Genomic DNA, 20303 nt, shown 5'->3' on the forward strand with positions numbered 1-20303 from the left:
TTTTATATCGAGACGACTCATGAACCGAGATCATTTGACCCTGCCGTTCAAGGCCCTGGCCCTGGCCGCACTTATGATCGGAGGCGCCCAGGCCGCCACCGCATCGCCACCTGGCAAAGTATTGCAGGACTGCCGCGACTGCCCGGAAATGGTGGTACTGCCCGCCGGCACCTTCACCATGGGCACACCGGACGATGAAATCGGCCGCGAACCCGACGAAGGCCCGATGCACGACGTGACCTTCGCCAAGCCGTTCGCCATGAGCCGCTTCCAGGTCACCGCCGGCGAATGGGACAGTTACGTGCGCGAGAGCGGCGTGATCATTGCCAATGGCGATAACCGGCCGGGCCGCGAGTGCGTGGCCAGCAAGCCGCGTTATCCGCAAACACCGCGCCAGCCGGCGGTATGCATGAACTTCGACGACGTTAAAAACTACGTCGCCTGGCTGTCGAAAAAAACCGGGCAGAACTACCACATGGTCAGCGAAGCCCAACGGGAATACGCCGCGCGGGGCGGCACCAAGGGCCCATTCCCCTTCCCGTTCGATGAGGGCAAGGCCTACAGCATCGCCAAACACGCCAACACCTACGGCCCGGCAGACGGTTACAGCTACAGCTCGCCCGTGGGCAGCTACCCGCCGAACACCTTTGGCATGTACGACATGCACGGCAACGTGTACGAATGGGTCGAAGACTGCGAACACCCGGACTACGTCGGTGCCCCCACCGATGGCAGCGCGTGGGTTGAGGCCAACTGCGAAGCCGTGCGCATACGCGGTAATGACTGGGGTGAAGCGCCAGTGTTCTCGCGCTCAGGCAACCGCAATAGCCAGTACCCGCAAGAGCGCGGGGACTGGATCGGCTTTCGCGTGGTGCGTGACCTCTAAGAGCCACTGAAATCCCCTGTAGGAGTGTGGAGGCCATCAGTCGGTGGTCGCTAAATTAAGCCTTCGATCAGACGTTCTACTGGGTATCTGCCTTTCCACCCAAGGAACCGTCCTCCATGACCCAGCCTCCCCGTGGCGCCATCGGCGAATTGTTCGCCCTGTTGAAACCCTTTCGGCTGATCGTCGCCGCGTCCATTTTCCTGGGCATGGTCGGCGGCTTGAGCGTCACGATCTTGCTGGCGACCATCAACAACGCCCTGCATTCGGACACCGGCCTGACTCAGGGCGTGGTCGCGCTGTTCGCCGGCCTGTGCCTGCTGGCGCTGCTGAGTTCGATCTGCTCCGACATCGGCACCAACTACGTTGGCCAGCACATCATCGCCAAGCTGCGTAAACAGCTGGGCGAAAAGGTCCTGTCGGCGCCCATCGAGCAGATCGAGCGCTACCGCAGCCACCGGCTGATCCCGGTGCTGACCCACGACGTCGACACCATCAGCGACTTCGCTTTCGCCTTCGCCCCGCTGGCGATTTCGGTGACCGTGACCCTCGGCTGCATGGGTTACCTGGCGATCCTGTCGTGGCCGATGTTCCTGATCATGGTCGCCGCCATCCTGATCGGCACGGCGATTCAGGCCTATGCCCAGAGCAAAGGCGTGCAGGGTTTCATGGCTGCCCGCGACGCTGAAGACGAACTGCAAAAGCACTACAACGCGATTGCCGAAGGCGCCAAGGAACTGCGCATCCATCGCCCGCGCCGCCAGCGCATGTTCGTCTCGGGCATCAAGGCCACCGCCGAGTTCATCTGCAACACCCAGGTGCGTTCGATCAACACCTTCGTGATCGCCAAGACCTTTGGCTCGATGCTGTTTTTCGTGGTGATCGGCCTGGCGCTGGCACTGCAAGCCTTCTGGCCGAGCGCCGATAAAACCGTGATGAGCGGTTTCGTGCTGGTGTTGCTGTACATGAAAGGCCCGCTGGAACACTTGATCAGCACCCTGCCGATTGTCAGCCGGGCGCAGATTGCTTTTCGCCGTATCGCCGAGTTGTCCGAGCAGTTTTCCACCCCGGAACCGCATCTGCTGCTGAGTGATCAGGGCCAGGTCAAACGAGCCGTGCACGAACTGAAGCTGGCCGATGTGCGTTTCGCTTTCCCGGCCGTTGAAGGGGCGGCGCCGTTCCAGCTCGGGCCGGTCAACCTGACGATCAAGCAAGGCGACATCACCTTTATCGTCGGCGAGAACGGTTGCGGCAAGACCACATTGATCAAGTTGCTGCTGGGTCTGTACACGCCGCAGCAGGGTGAAATCAGCGTCAACGGCGAGGCCATCGACGCGCAGAATCGCGATGACTATCGCCAGTTGTTCACCACGATTTTCGCCGACTACTACCTGTTCGATGACGTGGTCCAGGGCGATACGCACATCCCCGAAGACGCCAACCAATACCTGCAAAGGCTGGAGATCGCGCACAAGGTCAGCGTCAAGGACGGCAACTTCACCACCACCGACCTCTCCACCGGCCAGCGCAAACGCCTGGCACTGGTCAATGCGTGGCTGGAGGAACGTCCGGTGTTGGTGTTCGATGAATGGGCGGCGGATCAGGACCCGACCTTCCGCCGAATCTTCTACACCGAGCTGCTGCCGGACCTCAAACGCCTGGGCAAGACCATCATCGTGATTTCCCACGATGACCGTTATTTCGATGTCGCCGATCAACTGGTGCGCATGGATCGCGGCCGGGTGGTCACCGAACTCGCCCCTGCCTGAAAGCCCCCTAGAGACCACCCCAGCGGCTACAGACCGCATCGGAGCATGACGGGCGTTTTCGCCCAGTTTCATCCTTCTGACATTTATTTCTCAGGTTTCTTTCCGGTTTTACGTCCACGCCCCGTCTTAATAATCATTCTTATTAACAATAACTTTGCACCACACTTTTCAGGAGCTCAGGTAAGTAATGCGACCTCAACCACGCCGCACACCTCTCGCGCTGGCCGTACAGCGCCCGACTTTGCATCGCACCCTGTTTACAAGCGTATTGCTGACCGCCACCTTGCTGGGGAGCTCGATGGCCAATGCTGCACCTGTAAAAGTGAATATTGCCGTCCAGCCGCTTTCCAATGCGCTGACCGAACTGGGCATGCAGACCAATCTGCAGATCCTCTACAGCCCGGATCAGGTGGCCGGCATCAAGTCCCGTGCGGTGTCCGGTTCGCTGGAACCGTCTGATGCCCTGAAGGCATTGCTGCAAGGCTCCGGCATTTCGTTCCAGATCAACGGCAACACCGTGACCCTGATGTCCGGTGGCGGTTCGGGCCTGCAACTGGGCGCGACCACCATTTCCGGCCAGGCCCTGGGCATGACCACGGAAGACACCGGCTCGTACACCACCGGCGCCACCGCCTCCGCGACCGGGCTGCCGCTGAGCATTCGTGAAACCCCGCAATCGGTCACCGTGGTGACGCGTCAACAGATGGACGATCGCGGTGTACAGAGTGTGTCTGACGCCTTGCGCAACACCCCCGGCGTCACGATGCAGAAGTACGACAGTGACCGCACCGAGTTTTCCGCCCGTGGCTTTGCCATCACCAACTTCCAGTACGACGGCGTCAACATTCCCTACGACGGCGTGTACGGTGAAAACCCGAACAACGGCGACGACGCGGCCAGCCTCGACCGCATCGAAGTCGTCAAAGGCGCTACCGGCCTGATGACCGGCGCGGGCGACCCGTCGGCCACCGTCAACCTGATCCGCAAGAAACCGACCAAGGAATTCAAGGCCTCGGTCAGCGCCACCGCCGGCTCCTGGGACAATTACCGCACCGAGGGCGACATCTCCGGTTCACTGACCGATACCGGCAACGTACGGGGTCGCTTCGTCGGCGCCTACCAGGACAAAGACTCGTACATCGACCACTACAGCCAGAAAAAAGACCTCTTCTACGGCATCATCGAAGCCGATCTGACGGACGACACCTTGCTGACGTTTGGCATCGACAAGTCCAGTGTCACTCCACGCGGCAGCACCTGGACCGGTAACGCACCGTACTTCACCGACGGCAGCCGTACCGACTTCTCGCGCAGCTTCAACCCGGGTGCCGACTGGAGCCGCCGCGATTTCGACAGCACGACTTACTTCGCGTCGCTTGAACAAGCGCTGGCCAATGGCTGGAAATTCAAGGCCAGCTTCGACCAGAAAACCACCGATCACGACACCCAACTGGCCTCGGCCAGCGGTGGCTCCGCAGACCCTGTCACGGGCGAAGGCAACTTCCTGTACTGGGGTCGCTGGGAAGGTCATCGCGTGCAGAACTCCGGTGACGTGAACATCTCCGGCCCGTTCTCGCTGGGTGGTCGCGAGCATGAACTGGTCGCCGGTTTCATGGCGGCCCACTCGCGCCAGACCGGTGCGACCTACGACACCAGCGCGTTTGAACTGGTGCCGGGCAGCATCTTCGACTGGAACGGTCACCTGCCGAAACAGGAGTTCCCGAAAAACGGCAAGTACGAACGCACCCAAAGCCAGAACGGTATCTACATGGCCACGCGCCTGCGTCCGACCGACGACCTGTCGTTCATCCTCGGCGGCCGTTTGAGCACCTTCAAGTACAACGAAGACTACTCGTACTATCCGGGGGCAACCCTGACCGACACCCATGCCAGCTACAAGGAACATGGCGTTGTCACGCCGTACGCCGGTGTGGTCTATGACCTGAACGATACGTACTCGGTGTATGCCAGCTACACCAAGATCTACCAGCCACAAATCTACCTGGACGCAAGCGGTTCGACCCTCGACCCGGTTGAAGGCGACAGCTACGAGACGGGGCTGAAAGCGGCTTACTTCGAAGGCAAGCTGAACGCCACCTTTGCCTTGTTCCAGATCAATCAGGACAACGTTGCCCAGTATGTCACCACCGACGTCGGCACCGGTCGAGACGTCTATGAAGCCATCTCCGGCGCCACCACCAAAGGTGTCGAAATGGAACTGGCCGGCGAACTGGCCGAGGGCTGGAACCTGTCGGCCGGCTACACCTACGCCCGCACCCGCGACAAGGATGAGCAACGTATCTACGGGTTCCCGCTGGCCTCCAGCAAACCGGAACACGTCGTGCGCACCTTCACCACCTACCGCCTGCCGGGCGCGCTGGATCAGTTCACCGTCGGTGGTGGCATCAGCTGGCAAAGCGCGTTCTACGGCCAGAGCTACAGCCCGAACGTGGGTAATGGCGAAGGTGGCAACACCCTGCTCAAGCAAGGCGGCTACACCCTCGTCGACCTGATGACCCGCTACCAGTACGACGAGCACCTGAGCTTCACCGCCAATGCCAACAACGTCTTCGACAAGAAGTACATGTCTGGCCTGGGTAACTTCGGTACGACGTTCTACGGCGAGCCGCGCAACCTGCAGATCACGGCGAAGTATGATTTCTGAGGGGTGAGCTGAAATGAAAAATGCCCGTGTCGTGAGATGCGGGTATTTTTTTGGCCATGATTTATGGTGAGTCTGATGACGCTATCGCGAGCAAGCTCGCTCCCACAGTGGACCGGTGTGAACACAGATTATTTGTCCACTGAAGATCCCTGTGGGAGCGAGCTTGCTCTCGATGGCGATAGTCGCTTCACCAAAAAACCATCAAGCCCGACACAAAATATCAAACCCGGGAGCGCACCCACCCCGCCACTTCCGCATGAATCCCCTCAACCTCCCCCAACAACCCCGCCATGCGCATAAAGTCATGGGTCATCCCAGGCTGTTCCAGCAACGTCACCTCATTCCCCGCCGCACGCAACAGGTCGGCATAGGCCAGCCCTTCATCATGCAGCGGATCATGCCCGGCCAAGTACACCAGCGCCGGTGCCACGCCGGATAAATCCGCCGCCAGCAACGGCGAGCAGCGCCAGTCCGAAAGGTCCTGCGGCGTGCGCCCGTAATGCGCGTAGAACCAATCGAGTGTTGGCGTTTCCAGCAGATAACCCTCAGCGAAATCCCGATGCGAGGCACGCTGGGTCGTCGCCTCCGTCACCGGGTACAGCAACACCTGCGCCTTGGGTTTCAACGCCAGCTCCTCAGGCTCACGCACCGCCATGATCGCCAACACCGTGGCCAATGTCGCGCCCACGCTGTCACCGACCAATGCCACCCGATGGGCATCCAGCCCTCGTGCCGCGCCTTCACGCACCAGCCAGTTGCCAGCGTCGCAGGCATCCTGCACGGGCGTCGGAAAACGCCATTCCGGTGCCAGTCGATAATCCACGGTCAGCAACGCAAAACCGCCCTGGGAGGCCAGGCGTCGGCACAACGCATCATGGGAATCGAGACTGCCGACCACATAGCCGCCGCCATGGAAATACAACACCACCGGTTGCATGCCCTCGACCGTTTGCCCGTCGCGATACAAGCGCGCCGACAGGCTATGACCGTCGCGGGCAGGAATGGTGAAATTTTCACAGACCACGGTTTCCAGCGGCACGTCGAGAAACGCCGACGACGCTTCAAAATCGATCCGCGCCTGTTGTGCTGACAGCTCATGCATCGCGCGGCTTTTGCCGGTCATCCGGCCGAACTCGGCGAGTTCGAGAAATGCTTCAAGTTCTGGCAATACGGCCATGGAATGAGTCCTTTAAACAGAGAGATCAATAATCGAACCTGGACATGTAGGAGCATGGCTTGCCCGCGATAGCGCCCTTGAGATCGCCATCGCGGGCACGCCTTGCGCCTACAGAAACGTCATGCAATGACCCTGCGACGCTCCAACAGGTCTTCCAACTCATCCAGCAACCCGTCGCTACGCAGCAGTTCGTAATGTCCGCCGGCCAACAGGCGATCCACACCATGGCTGCCGACCTGCGCCTCGAACACTCGACGCTCCTCCTCGCGCTCGGCCACCCACCAGCGGTGCGCCGCTGCTTGAATCACCGGCAGTTGCCGATGCGCCAGCGCCAGTTGCTTGAGGCGTGAACCTGTCGCGAAGATCTGCGTGAGTTCCCCTGCGCCCAACGTGGCTTGTTCGTTGGAGCCGTGCATGACCGCCTCGATCACGGCGCTGGAACCTTCACGCTCGTTCAAGTCCGCGGCTTTCAGCGCGATCAATGCCTGTGCCTCATCGGCCGGCAACCCCAGCACAAACTTCAGGAAGTCCCCCAGATCCTCGCGCCAGTCCCCCGCTTCTGCCGTGCCCGCCACGTAACTGTCGATCAGCCCGGCAAACGCAACCGTTTCACCCCGGGATTCCAGTTCGTGAGCGACCAATTGCGTCAACGCACCGCCCAACGACCAGCCCAACACGTAATACGGCCCCTTGGCCTGCTGACCGCGAATCCGCTGCGCATAGGCTTGCGCCATGGCCAGCAGCGACTCGTCCTGCCACTGCGGATCAAGCAGCATGCGGCATTGCACGCCGTACACCGTGCGCCGTCCTTCCAGGCGTCGCGCCAGCGGTTCGTAGTCGAACACCGTGCCGAAACCGGCGTGCAGGCAGAACAACGCCGGCACGTTGGGGATCCGTGCATTCAACGCCAGCAACGGGTCCGGTGCGGTCGCCGGTTCAGCCAACTGATAGTCGCTGAGCTCAGCGATGCACGGTTTCTGCATCAGATCCCGCAGCTTCAATTCAAAGCCCAATTGCGGCTGACTGCGCACCCGCGAAATCACTTTGAGCACCTGCAACGAATCGCCGCCGAGTTCGAAGAAGTTGTCGTCGATGCCCACTTGCGGCACGCCAAGCACCTCTTGCCAGATCGCGGTCAGCGCCGTTTCCAGCGGGTTGCGCGGCGCGCGATAGCCGCCAAGCGCCCATTCCGGCGCAGGCAGTGCGCGACGATCAAGCTTGCCGTTGGCCGACAGCGGGAAGCACTCCAGGACCATGATCCGCGCCGGCACCATGTAATCCGGCAGTTGCGCTTGCAGTTCGGCCTTCAAGCGACGATCCAGACCGACTGCGCCGGCCGCCACCACATAACCGACCAATTGCTTGCCGCTCGGTGTGTCGTGGACCACCACGGCGGCATCCTGCACGCCCGCGCACTCACGCAGGCGCGCTTCGATCTCGCCCGGTTCGATACGGAAACCACGGATCTTCACTTGCTGGTCGAGCCGTCCCAGGTAGTCGATCAACCCGCATTCGCGCTGGCGCACCAGATCGCCGGTGCGGTACATGCGGCCACCGGCCTCGAACGGATCGGGGATGAAACGCTCGGCGCTCATGCCCGGACGCTGGTGATACCCCCGCGCCAGGCATTCGCCGCCCAGATACAGCTCGCCGCTGACGCCGACCGGCAACGGATTGAGGTCGGCATCAAGCACGTACACACCACGCCCGGCCACGCCTCGACCAATCGGCGCATACGCCGCGTCGCAGGTTTCGCTGGTCTCGGCACGCCACAACAGCGGCGTGACCACGGTTTCGGTCGGGCCATAGCCATTGACCAGACGCTGCGGACGCAAGGCGCGTTTGACCTGTTCGAAACTGGCGTCCGGCACCGCGTCACCGCCAAAGCAATACACCTCGACCGCTGGTGGATTGCCCAGACGCTCGGCGACTTCGGCCATCTGTTGCAGGTACGCCGGCGGGAAGCAGGCGACGGTGACGGCATGACGATGCAACACTTCCAGGGTCTGTTCCGGGGTCCACACAGTGTCCTCGCGGATCACCAGACTGCCGCCGGCCAACAGCACACTCAGCCAACGCTCCTGAGCGCCGTCGAAGGCGAACGACATGAAGTGCAATTCACGGCTGCGCGGTGCCAGTTCGTAGAGTTCGATAATGTCGCGGCAATGCCGGGCAATCGGCCCGCGTTCCACGGCCACGCCTTTGGGTTGGCCGGTGGAGCCGGAGGTGTAGATCAGGTACGCCAGATGCCCCGGCAACGAATTGGAAAGCGGGCACGCCGCGTTGTCGACGACGCGCAACTGATCGAACGGCAGGCGTGGTGGGCTATCCGCCAACGGCAGCCGTTCGCCCAGATCGCTGTCGCAGAGCAACAGACTCGCGGCCGAATCGCTCAACATATAAGCCAGTCGCTCGGCCGGGTACGCCAGGTCCAAAGGCAGGTAAGCCGCCCCCGCTTTAAGCACCGCGAGGAACGCAATGATGGTGCGTTCGGAACGCGGCAACGCTACCGCCACCAGACTTTCCGCGCCGATGCCCCGGTCGATCAACTGCTGCGCCAGCCCATTGGCTTGCGCCTCAAGCTGCGCATAGCTGACGTGCCGATCCTCACAGATCAAGGCGATTTTCTGTGGCTGCGTCTGTACATGCTGATTGAACGCGTGCAACACATCGGCGCTGTCGGTCGACGCTTGCGGCAGGCTGATACGCGATTCAGGCAGGCCAATGGTGCCGAGCAGACACGTCGCATCTTCCGGCAACGCACGCAGCAACCCTTCAAGCTGCGCACGAATACGCTCTACTTCCACGTCACTGAAGCGGTCCCGCAGGAACAGGTACTCGACTTCCAAACCTTCTTCGTTGGCACTGACCATCAAGTCCATCGGGAAGTTGGTCACGCCACCGCTGCCGACCTCGGCAAAACGTAGCTCACCTTCCTCACCCCCGCGCAGCGCGCGGTCCACCGGATGGTTTTCGAACACGATGATGCTGTCGAACAAACCCTGGCCACCCTGCCCGGCCCAACGCTGAATGTCCGACAACGGCGTGTGTTCGTAGTCGCGGACCATCAAGTTGTAGTCCTGCAACTCGCGCAACCACTCGCCCAACGGCTGTTGCGGATCAAGCGTCTGGATCACCGGCAAGGTGTTGATGAACAGGCCGAGCATGTCCTGCGCTCCGGCCAATCCGGTCGGACGCCCCGCCACCGTGGCGCCGAACGCGACGCTGCGCTGGCCGCTGTGGCGTTGCAACAGCAACAACCACGCACCTTGCACCAGGGTGTTCAGCGTCACGCGTTGACGCTTGGCAAAGGTGTGCAGTTTGCGCGTCGCCTCGCTGTCGAGGTTGCTGTACATCACGCCGTGCCCGGAGCCAGCGGCACCCGAGGCCTTGGCCAGAATGGTCGGTTCTTCGAGCAATGCCAGGCGCTCGCGCCAGAAGCCTTCGGCCTGCGCTCCGTCCTGACGCTGCAGCCAAGCGATGTAATCGGCGTAGCGACCGGTCAGGCTCGGCAAGGTGTCGTTGTGGTACAGGCGCAGCATGTCGCCCAACAGACGCGAGGCGCTCCAGCCGTCCAGCAGCAAGTGGTGGTAAATCCAGATCATCTGGTAACGGTCATCACCGAGGCGCACCAGGATGAAGCGCATCAGCGGCGGGCAGCTCAGGTCGAAGCCCTTGGCCTGTTCCGCGGCGGCCAGTTCCTGCAACGCATGCTCGGTGTCGCTGCGCTCACGCCAGTCGAGTTCTTCGATGGGCAACTCGACGTCGGCGAACACCGCTTGCAGCGGATCGGCCAAGCCGTCGCGCCAGCGGAACGCCGCCCGCAGCACTTCGTGACGCTCCACCAGAATCTGCCACGCCGCGCGGAAACGCGGCACCTGCAAACCGTCCACCGCCACGCTCAACTGGTTGACGTAAGGGTTGAGTTCCGGTGAATCGAGACAATGGAACAACATGCCTTGCTGCATCGGCGACAACGGATACAGGTCTTGCAGACCTTCACGGGCGGCAACGTCGATGTGCGGCACCAGCGCAAACGCCGGGACTGTCGGCACGTCAACCAACGCCGCTTCACGGCTGCTGGCCACCACGGCCAACGCACGAATCGTCTGTTGTTCGAACAGTTGCTTCGGACTGAACACCAACCCGCGCTGCCCGGCACGGCTCACCGCTTGCAGCGAGATGATCGAATCCCCGCCCAGTTCAAAGAAGTTCTCGGTGACGCCCACCGACTCCAGCCCCAGCAGTTCCTGCCAGATCTCCACCAGCAGCGCTTCGGCCGGCGACGCGGCGACGACGTGATCGTGCTGCTGCCGAGTGGCCTCAGGCGCCGGCAGTCCTTGGCGATCAAGCTTGCCATTCGGCGTCAGTGGCAACGCCGCCAGGCACATCAAATGCGCCGGCAGCATGTGTGCCGGCAAGCGGCTGCGCAGATGAGCCGTCAGCGCTTCACGCAGGTCCTGCTCATCGGCGAGCGGATCACGCGGCACCACGTAACCGACCAATTGGCGACTGACCGGGCCGTCGCGGTCGATCACAAAGGCTTCACGCACGCCTTTATGTTCAAGCAGGCAGGCTTCGATTTCGCCGAGTTCGATACGGAACCCGCGAATCTTCACTTGCTGGTCGATCCGGCCCAGGTACTCAACGACGCCATCGGCACGGAACCGCGCAAGGTCACCACTGCGGTACAAACGCGCACCCGGCACGAACGGATCCGGCACAAAACGTTCAGCCGTCAAATCGGGACGCTGATGGTAACCCCGGGCGACACCCTCGCCGCCCAGGTACAACTCGCCCGCGACGCCGACCGGCAGCGGCTGCAAACCGCCGTCCAGAATATAGGCGCTGCGATTGCCCACCGGCCGGCCTATCGGCATGAATGCCGAGTCGAATTCGGTATCCGGGTACGCCAGCCAGATCAGCGGCGTGATCACCGTTTCGGTCGGGCCGTAACCGTTGATCAGTCGTTTCGGTTGCAGCACCTGTTGCACTTCATCGAAGGCATGTTTGGCCATGCCTTCACCGCACGGGGTGTAGGAACGGATCGGCAGGTCACGCCCCGCTTCGCCCATGAAATCGGCGATCTGCGCCAGGTAACTCGGGGTGAAACAGGCGATGGTGATGCCGTGTTTTTCGATCTCGGCGCAGGTGCGCTCGACACTCCACAACTCATCGTCACGGGGCATCACCGCCGAACCGAACACCAGCGGCGTCAGCCAGCGCTCGTGGGCGCCGTCGAAGCTGATCGAGGCGAATTGCAGCTCGCGGTCGTCCGGGGTCATGCCGTACAACTCGCCAATCGACAGGCAATGCATGGCCAACGGACCGTGGGCCACGCTGACGCCTTTTGGCCGCCCGGTGGAGCCCGAGGTGTAGATTAGGTAGGCGAGGTTGTCGCCACAGGTGAGGTTGACCGGGTTGGTGTCAGCCATCGATTCCAGCGGTTCGCGGTCGACTTCCAGCACTGGCAGACCTGGCGGCAACGGCAGTTTTTCCCGCAGCCACGACTGGCTGATCAGCAGCGCAATGCCGCTGTCTTCCATCAGATAACGCAGACGTTCGGCCGGGTACGCCGGGTCCAGCGGCACGTAAGCACCGCCGGCCTTGAGGATCGCCAGCAGGCCGATGATCATTTCCGGCGAACGCTGCATCGCCAGGCCGACCCGCACTTCCGGGCCGATGCCCAGTGCGCGCAAGCGATAGGCCAGTTGATTGGCGCGACGGTTGAGCTGGTCGAAGCTCAGTTCCAGGTCGTTGAAGATCAACGCGGTGGCGTTCGGGCGGATAACCGCTTGGGCTTCGATCAATTGATGCACGCACAGCGGGTTTGCCGTGGCGGTGAACGCAGGGTTCCACTCGACCAATTGTTGCGCGCGTTCCGGCGCGGTCAGCAGCGCCAGTTCACTCAATGCGGCCTGAGGCGCGGCGACCATCGCTGACAGCAGCGCGGCCAAATGCTCGCTCATGCGGACAATCGCTTCGGCGCTGAAGTGAGCGCACTGATAGCTCCAGTTCAGGCTGAGCTGGCGCTCAGCAGTCGCCGCCAGGGTCAGCGGGAAGTTGGTGCGTTCATGGTTCTGCGGGACCGAGAAGCTCAACCCGGCCGGTGCGCCCCGTTGCAGCGCTTCGGCCACCGGGAAGTTTTCGAACACCAGCAGGCTGTCGAACAGCGGCTCGCCGGCCCGCCCGGCCCAGCGCTGAATGTCGCCCAAGGCGGTGAATTCATGCTCACGCAATTGGAGGTTCTGCGCCTGCAAGCGAGTCAACCAGTGGCCGACACTTTCAAGCGCATCTGGCGTGCTGATCACCGGCAAGGTGTTGATGAACAGCCCGAGCTGGCTTTCGGCCCCTGGCAAATCGACCGGCCGCCCCGCCACGGTCGCGCCAAACGCCACGCTACGCTGGCCACTGTAGCGTTGCAACAGCAGCGCCCACGCGCCTTGCACCAAAGTGTTGAGCGTAACTTTCTGCTGACGGGCGAACTCGCTGAAGCGTTGGCTGGTGCCAACATCGAACGTCTGGCGACGGTCGCCAAACCCTGCCGTCGACAGGTGTTTACCGCCGCCATGGGCCAGGCTCTGCGCCAACAGCGTCGGGTTGTCGAGGTTGGCCAGTTGCTCGCGCCAGAACAGTTCATCGGCCTGCGCGTCCTGACGTTGCAGCCAGCCGATGTAATCGGCGAAACGCCCGGTGGGCGCCTGCACCGCTTGCCCGGCATACCGCTGCAGGACTTCACTGAGTAACAGCGAATTGCTCCAGCCATCCAGCAACAGGTGATGGTGGGTGTAGATCAGTTGTTGGCGATCATCGTCGAGTCGCACCAACGTCAAGCGCATCAACGGCGCCCGGGTCGGGTCGAGTTGCAAGCGTTCGTTGTCAATCAATTGAATCAACGCTTCGGCCTGATCGCCACGACGACGCCAGTCTAGGCAGGTCATCGGCAAGTGCAGATGACGATGGACCAACTGCACCGGCGCTTCGAATCCCTCCGGGAAGTGGAAACTGCTGCGCAGGATCGGATGGGTGTCGAGCACCGCTTGCCATGCACGGCCCAATCGTTCGGCGTCGAGGCCACGGACTTCGACGCTGAGCTGGTTCACGTAGGCGCCAGACTCCCCCTCATACAGGCTGTGGAACAACAAACCGGCCTGCATCGGCGACAGCGGATACACGTCCTCGATCTGCGCCGGCGGCACCGGCAGATCATCGAGTTGCGCCTGGGTCAGCCGCGCCAGCGGGAAGTCCGCCGGGGTCACGCCGCCCGCGCCATCGCTCAGGCAATGGGCGATCAGCGCCAGCAGTTCGATACGGAAATCTGCCGCCAGGGCTTCGATTTCGCGCCGGTCGAAGCATTCGCGGCTGAAGGTCCAGTCGAGCTTCAGTTCGCCGCCATAGACCTGACCGTCCACCGACAGCCAGTTCGGCAACGGTGCCTCGGCCGATTGCGCGGCACCGCTGGATTCGCGGGCCGGGGTGAACAACGCGTCCTCGGCAAAGCTCTGGTCGAACTGGCCGAGGTAGTTGAACGTCACCCGCGCCTGCGGCAACGCGGCCAGTGCCGCTTGGGTCGACGCATCGCCCATGTAGCGCAACAGGCCGTAGCCCATGCCTTTGCCGGGGATTTCGCGCAGTTGCTGCTTGATCGCCTTGATCGAACCCGCCAGGTCGGCGGTCGGCGTCAGGCGCACCGGGAACAGGCTGGAGAACCAGCCGACGGTGCGGGTCAGGTCGATGTCGTCGAACAGTTCTTCGCGGCCATGGCCTTCGAGCTGAATCAGTGCCGATTGGTCGCCGGTCCAGCGGCTGAGGGTGCGGGCCAGTGCGGTCAGCAGCAGGTCGTTGACTTGCGTGCGGTAGATCGCCGGCGCCTGTTGCAGCAATTGGCGGGTTTGTTCACGGTCCAGACCGATGCTGACGCCCTGGCGCAGATGCCCGGCCTGACTGGCGTGGGCATTGGCAGCCGGCAACCAATCATTCGCCACGCTCAGCTGCGCCTGCCACCAACTCAGTTCATCAGTGGCTGCTTCGGAGCGTGCATAGGCGTCGAGTTTCTCGGCCCACGCCTGGAAAGCGCTGGTCTTCGGCGGCAGCGCTTGCTCAAGGTAGGCCGCCTGCAAATCTTCCAGCAACACCCGCCAGGACACACCGTCCACCGCCAAGTGGTGAATCACCAAGAGCAAACGCTGGGAGCCATCGGCTTGCGCAATCAACGCCACGCGCAGCAAGGGACCGTCTTGCAAACTGAGGCTGCGTTGCGCTTCATCGCACACCGATTCCAGCGAGGCATCACTGGCCACGCGAGCGGTCCAGAGCATGTCGATCACGTCCGCGCTGTCGGCCCCGACATAACGCGCCGACCATTGGACTTCGACCTGACTGAAGCGCAAACGCAGGGCATCGTGCTGCTTGAGCAGGCGTTGCAGCGCGGCTTGCAGGCGCGGCAGTTCGAGGGTTTCGCGCGGCGTCAGCAACACGGCCTGGTTCCAGTGCGCGCGTTGCGGGATGGGTTCGGCGAAGAACCAGCGCTGGATCGGCGTGAGTATTTGCACACCGTCCACTGGCCCTTGTTGTGCCAGCGGCGCGGCGTGCTCTTTGACCACCGCAGCCAGCGCTTGCAAGGTCTGCTGCTGGAACAAGTCGCGGGGTTGCAGGCTCAGGCCTGCACGACGCGCACGGCTGACCACTTGAATCGAGATGATCGAATCACCGCCCAATTCAAAGAAGTTGTCCTGACGCCCGACCTGCTCCACGCCCAACACGTCCTGCCAGATCTGCGCCAGCACTTGCTCGTGTTCGCTGCGCGGTGCTTCGAAGGCGCGTTGGCTGATGTGCGCGGTGGGCGCGGGCAGGCGTTTGCGGTCGAGCTTGCCGTTGGGACTCAAGGGCATTTGTTCGATCAGCACGGTCTGCGCCGGCACCATGTAATCCGGCAGGCTCGCGAGCAGATGGCTTTTCAGGGTTTCGCGCCACGCGCCTTGTTGATCGGCAGTGGCGTCCAGCAGTGCGCGATCCTGCGGCACGAGATACGCGACCAATTGCTTGCCGCTCGGACCGTCGAGGGCCAGTACCACGGCTTCCTGCACGTCGGCATGTTCTTGCAGGCGCGCTTCGATTTCGCCCAGTTCGATGCGCAAACCACGAATCTTCACTTGGTGGTCGATGCGCCCGCAGTAATCGATGGCGCCGTCGGTGCGATATCGCGCCAGGTCACCGGTACGGTACAGGCGCTCGCCGCTGCCGAACGGATCGACCACGAAACGCTCGGCGGTCAACGCGCCGCGACGGTGATAACCACGCGCCAGGCCGACACCACCGAGGTACAACTCGCCCACCGCGCCCAGTGGCAATGGTTGCAGTTCACTGTCGAGGATGCAGGCGCGCAGGTTGGCAATCGGGCGCCCAATCGGCACGCTGTCGCGGCCTTCTTCCACGCAGGTCCAGTGGGTCACGTCGATGGCCGCTTCGGTCGGGCCATAGAGGTTGTAGAGGTTGGCGTGCGGCAGACTTCGTAGCGTCTGGCGTTGCAGCTCCATTGGCAGCGCTTCGCCGCTGCAAATGATCCGTGTCAGCGAGGTGCAGGCCAACGATTCGTCAGCGCCGATGAACGCGGAAAGCATCGACGGCACGAAGTGCAGCGTGGTGATGGCTTGCTCGACGATCAACGCAGCGAGGCGTTGCGGATCGCGATGCTCACCCGGCGCGGCGATGACCAGCGTGGCGCCTTGCGTCAAAGGCCAGAAAAACTCCCACACCGACACGTCGAAACTGAACGGTGTTTTTTGCAGCACGCGGTCGGTCGGCAGCAGGTTGTAGGCGTCTTGCATCCACTCCAGACGGTTATGCAGCGCCACATGGCGGTTGCCCGCACCTTTGGGTTTGCCGGTGGAACCGGAGGTGTAGATCACGTAGGCGAGGTTTTCGCCGACGGCCCGACTCTTTAAATCAGAAGCAGGCAAATCAGTGCCGGGCAGATCGTTCAGCCAATCAGCCTCGGGGCGCAGGCACAAGGTCCGCACGTTATCGGGCGTCGGCAATTGCGCCAGCAGATGTTCCTGGGTCAGCAACAACGAAATACCGCTGTCTTCGATCATGTAGCTCAGGCGATCCCGCGGGTATTCCGGGTCCAGCGGCACATACGCGCCACCGGCCTTGAGAATCGCCAGCAGGCCGACCACCATTTCAAACGAACGCTCGCAGGCAATCCCGACAATCACTTCTGGGCCGACACCCTGGGCGCGCAGGTGATGGGCCAAGCGGTTGGCGCGCAGGTTCAGTTCGGCGTAACTCAGGGTCTGGCCCTGGAACACCAGCGCCGTCGCCGCGCCGTTTTCAGCCACGCGCGCTTCGAAATGGCGCTGTACGCAGACGTCGCCCGGATAAGCCTGAGCGGTGTCATTGAGTTCATCGAGAATGCGCAGACGCTCGTCGGCGTCCAGCAGCGGCAACTCGGCGAGCGGGCATTGCGGGTTCGCCAGCACGCCGGCCAACAGGTTGCGCCAGTGGCGGGCCAGATGCTCGATGCGCTCGGCGTCGAACAGATCGGTGGCATACGTCAGGCTGGCGAACAGCTTGTCGCCCTCCTCCTGCGTGTCCAGTTGCAGGTCGAATTGCGTGGTATGCGCCGTGGCGTTCAGCGCTTCGACCCGCAGGCCGGCGAGCAAGCCGCTGACCGCTGCCGGTTTGGCTTGCTGGTGGTTGAACATCACCTGGAACAGCGGGCTGTGGCTGAGGCTGCGTTCACCTTGCAGCGCCTGCACCAGACGTTCGAACGGCAAGTCCTGATAATCCTGGGCGTCCAGCGACGCGGTGCGGGTCTGGTCGAGCAATTGGCTGAACGGCAGGCGACCGTCCAGTTCGGCGCGCATCACCTGGGTGTTGACGAAGAAGCCGATCAGGCCACGGGTTTGCGCACGGTTACGATTGGCAATCGGCACGCCGATGCGCACGTCGGACTGGCCGCTGTAGCGATAGAGCAAGGCCTGAAAACTTGCCAGCAACAGCATGAACGGGGTAACGCCGCGCTGTTTGGCCAGGCTCATCAGGCCGCTGGCCAGGTTTGCATCGAGGGCGAAATCCAGACGTGCACCGCGCTGGCTCGGTTGTGCCGGGCGTGGGCGATCAGTCGGCAACTCCAGCAGCGGTTGTTCGCTGCCCAACGTGTCACGCCACCAGTTGAGCTGGCGTTCCAGCTCCCCCGCTTCCATCCAGCGACGCTGCCACACGGCGTAGTCGGAATACTGGATCGGCAGCGGTTCCAGCGCTGCGTTTTGCCCTTGGCAATGCGCGGCGTAGAGACGGGAGAACTCCTCCACCAACACGCCCATCGACCAGCCATCGGTGACAATGTGGTGCAGGGTCAACAGCAGCACATGGTCTTCGGCATCCAGTTGCAACAGGCTGACCCGCAACAGCGGCCCGTGTTGCAGATCGAATGGGCGAGCGATGTCCTGTTCGACGCTTTTCATCGCGAGATCGAGGCGATGTTCCTGAGGTTCGTCGCGCAGATCGATGTGTTCGATCGCCAGCGATGTGAACTCGGCCAGCGTCTGAACGACTTGACCGTCATCCTCGATAAAACGGCTGCGCAGGCTTTGATGCCGCTCCAACAACACATCAAAACTCTGCTGCAACGCCGCGACATTCAGCGGCCCGTGCAAGTGCAACGCCGCCGGGATGTTGTACGCAGCGCTCTGCGGGTCAAGCTGCCAGAGAAACCATTGGCGCTGCTGCGCGTATGACAGTTCAAAGCTCGTTTGCGGCTCGGCAGCCGGCGGAATCGGCAATTGGCCGAAGCTCACGCCCTGCTCTTGCATGCGGCTCAGAAACTCGCGGCGCTTGTCGGCGGGCAGGCCGGCGAAACGGCTGGCGATACGCTGGGCAGTGGTGTGTTCCATCAGTTGATCTCCATCTCGTCGAGAAGCGACTCAAGCGCATCAAGACGTGCATCGTTGTCAGCCGGGGCATGTTGCCCGGCCATGGCGGCATAAGCCTGCAGGTCGGTGGATTCGAACAGCGCGCGCAGCGGCAGCTCGATGCCCAGTTCCAGCTCCACACGGGCACTGGCCTGGGCGGCGAGCAACGAATGCCCGCCCAGTTCAAAGAAGTGGTCGCGCCGGCCGATCTGCGCCACGCCCAGCACGTCCGCCCAAATGGCCGCCAGTTGCGATTCGAGCTCGCCTTCGGGGGCTTCGAACGGGCGTTGCCAGTCCTCGGCATCCGGCGCGGGCAAGGCCTTGCGGTCGAGCTTGCCGTTGCCGGTCAGTGGCAAGGCGTCGAGCAACAACCAATGGCTCGGCACCATGTAATCCGGCAGATCGACCTTGAGCGCGGAGCGCAGGGTGTCGCGCCAGGCAATCGGGTCGTGCGGGGTGTGCTCGGCCACGACGTAGGCGCACAACTGCGGTCCGCCGTCGCCGTTGTGGACGTTTAATACCGCTTGGCGCACGCCCGGTTGGGCCAGCAGCGCGGCTTCGATTTCGCCGAGTTCGATGCGAAAACCGCGAATCTTCACTTGCTGGTCGATGCGGCCAAGGTAGTCAATGCTGCCATCGACACGCTGGCGCGCCAGGTCACCGCTGCGATAGAGGCGTTGCGAAGCGTCAAACGGGCTCGGCACAAAACGCTCGGCGGTCAGGCCGAACCGCCCGTGATAACCGCGCGCCAGGCCGGCGCCCGAGAGATACAACTCGCCTGCAACGCCCACCGGTACTGGCTGTAACTGACTGTCGAGCAAGTACCACCGCAGGTCGCGGATCGGCAGGCCAATCGGGCTTTGCGCCTTGCCGTGCAGGTCGGCCAGACGAATCGCACGGTAGGTCACGTGCACCGTGGTTTCGGTGATGCCGTACATGTTGACCAAGGTGGGTTGCTGGTCGCCAAAGCGTTCGAACCAGGGTCGCAGGCTCGCGACGTCGAGGGCCTCACCGCCGAAAATCACCTGCCGCAGGGCCATGCTGCGCGGGCTGGCGCAGGCAATCGGCATCAGTTGGCGGAACGCGCTCGGGGTCTGGTTCAGCACCGTCACGCCTTCATCGCAGAGCAAACGGTGAAACGCTTGCGGCTCGCGGCTGATGTCATGCGGCACGATCACCAGGCGTCCGCCGGTGCACAGCGAGCCAAACAGCTCCCACACCGAAAAGTCGAAGGCGTAGGAATGGAACAGCGTCCAGACATCGTTCGGGCCGAAGTTGAACTCGTCGGCGGTGGCGCTCAGCAGGCGCCCGACGTTGGCATGGCTGAGCAATGCGCCTTTGGGCCGCCCGGTAGAACCGGAGGTGTAGATCACGTACGCGAGGTTGTCAGCGGCCGCCAGCGACGGCAGGTTGTCGTCGCTGAAGGTGTCCAGCTCCAGCGATTCCAGGATCAGCACCTGCACGCCCTCGCAAGAGGGCAAACCGTCGATCAAATGCTGTTGGGTCAGCAGCAGCGTGAGGCCGCTGTCTTCGATCATGTAGCTCAGGCGCTCGGCCGGGTAGTGCGGATCGAGCGGCACGTAGGCACCGCCGGCCTTGAGAATCGCCAGCAAGCCGACCACCAGCGGCATCGCCCGCTCGGTGGCAATGCCGACCCGCACTTCCGGCCCGACACCCTGCTCCCGCAGCATACGCGCCAGTCGATTGGCCCGGGCGTTGAGCGCGGCGTAGGTCAGTTGCTTGCCTTCGCAGACCAGTGCAATGGCGTTCGGCTGTTGCGCGGTTTGAGCTTCGAACATCCGGTGCAAGGTTGGCGACAAGGGTTGCGCCTCGAACGCCGGGTTCCAGTACTGGATCAACGCGTCGGATTGCGGTGCATGCAGGAGGGGTAATT

The 20303-nt window shown here is 62.6% G+C and carries 6 protein-coding genes and 1 pseudogene; 3 read left to right on the forward strand and 4 right to left on the reverse strand.

Annotated features, from left to right (window positions below):
• The first annotated feature begins 19 nt into the window (after window positions 1-19).
• From SB725_RS27065 to SB725_RS27075, 3 genes are all read left to right on the forward strand, one after another.
• Window positions 20-886, forward strand: a complete 867-nt coding sequence (locus SB725_RS27065; RefSeq protein ID WP_410922857.1) for a formylglycine-generating enzyme family protein — start codon at window positions 20-22, stop codon at window positions 884-886.
• Window positions 887-1002: 116 nt separating this feature from the next.
• Window positions 1003-2652, forward strand: a complete 1650-nt coding sequence (locus SB725_RS27070; RefSeq protein ID WP_410922858.1) for a cyclic peptide export ABC transporter — start codon at window positions 1003-1005, stop codon at window positions 2650-2652.
• 187 nt (window positions 2653-2839) lie between these two features.
• Window positions 2840-5317 (forward strand): TonB-dependent siderophore receptor, encoded by a 2478-nt coding sequence (locus SB725_RS27075; RefSeq protein ID WP_410922860.1) that lies wholly within the window; start codon window positions 2840-2842, stop codon window positions 5315-5317.
• Window positions 5318-5537: 220 nt separating this feature from the next.
• Here SB725_RS27075 and SB725_RS27080 read toward each other — a convergent pair whose 3' ends face one another.
• The 4 genes and pseudogenes from SB725_RS27080 to SB725_RS27095 form a co-directional block, all read right to left on the reverse strand.
• On the reverse strand, window positions 5538-6494 hold the full coding sequence (locus SB725_RS27080) for an alpha/beta hydrolase (protein ID WP_410922861.1): 957 nt from the start codon (window positions 6492-6494) through the stop codon (window positions 5538-5540).
• 119 nt (window positions 6495-6613) lie between these two features.
• Window positions 6614-18391, reverse strand: coding sequence for a non-ribosomal peptide synthase/polyketide synthase (locus SB725_RS27085; protein WP_410922862.1), 11778 nt, complete (start codon window positions 18389-18391; stop codon window positions 6614-6616).
• Complete coding sequence (locus SB725_RS27090) at window positions 18391-18636, reverse strand: phosphopantetheine-binding protein (RefSeq protein ID WP_410922871.1); 246 nt, start codon at window positions 18634-18636, stop codon at window positions 18391-18393. The genes SB725_RS27085 and SB725_RS27090 overlap by 1 nt, the downstream gene beginning before the upstream one ends.
• Before the next feature lie 147 nt (window positions 18637-18783).
• A pseudogene (locus tag SB725_RS27095) lies at window positions 18784-20208 on the reverse strand (amino acid adenylation domain-containing protein); the annotation flags it as partial.
• Between the last annotated feature and the right edge of the window lie 95 nt (window positions 20209-20303).

Source organism: Pseudomonas sp. SIMBA_041 (assembly GCF_046535095.1).
Lineage (GTDB): Bacteria > Pseudomonadota > Gammaproteobacteria > Pseudomonadales > Pseudomonadaceae > Aquipseudomonas > Aquipseudomonas mucoides.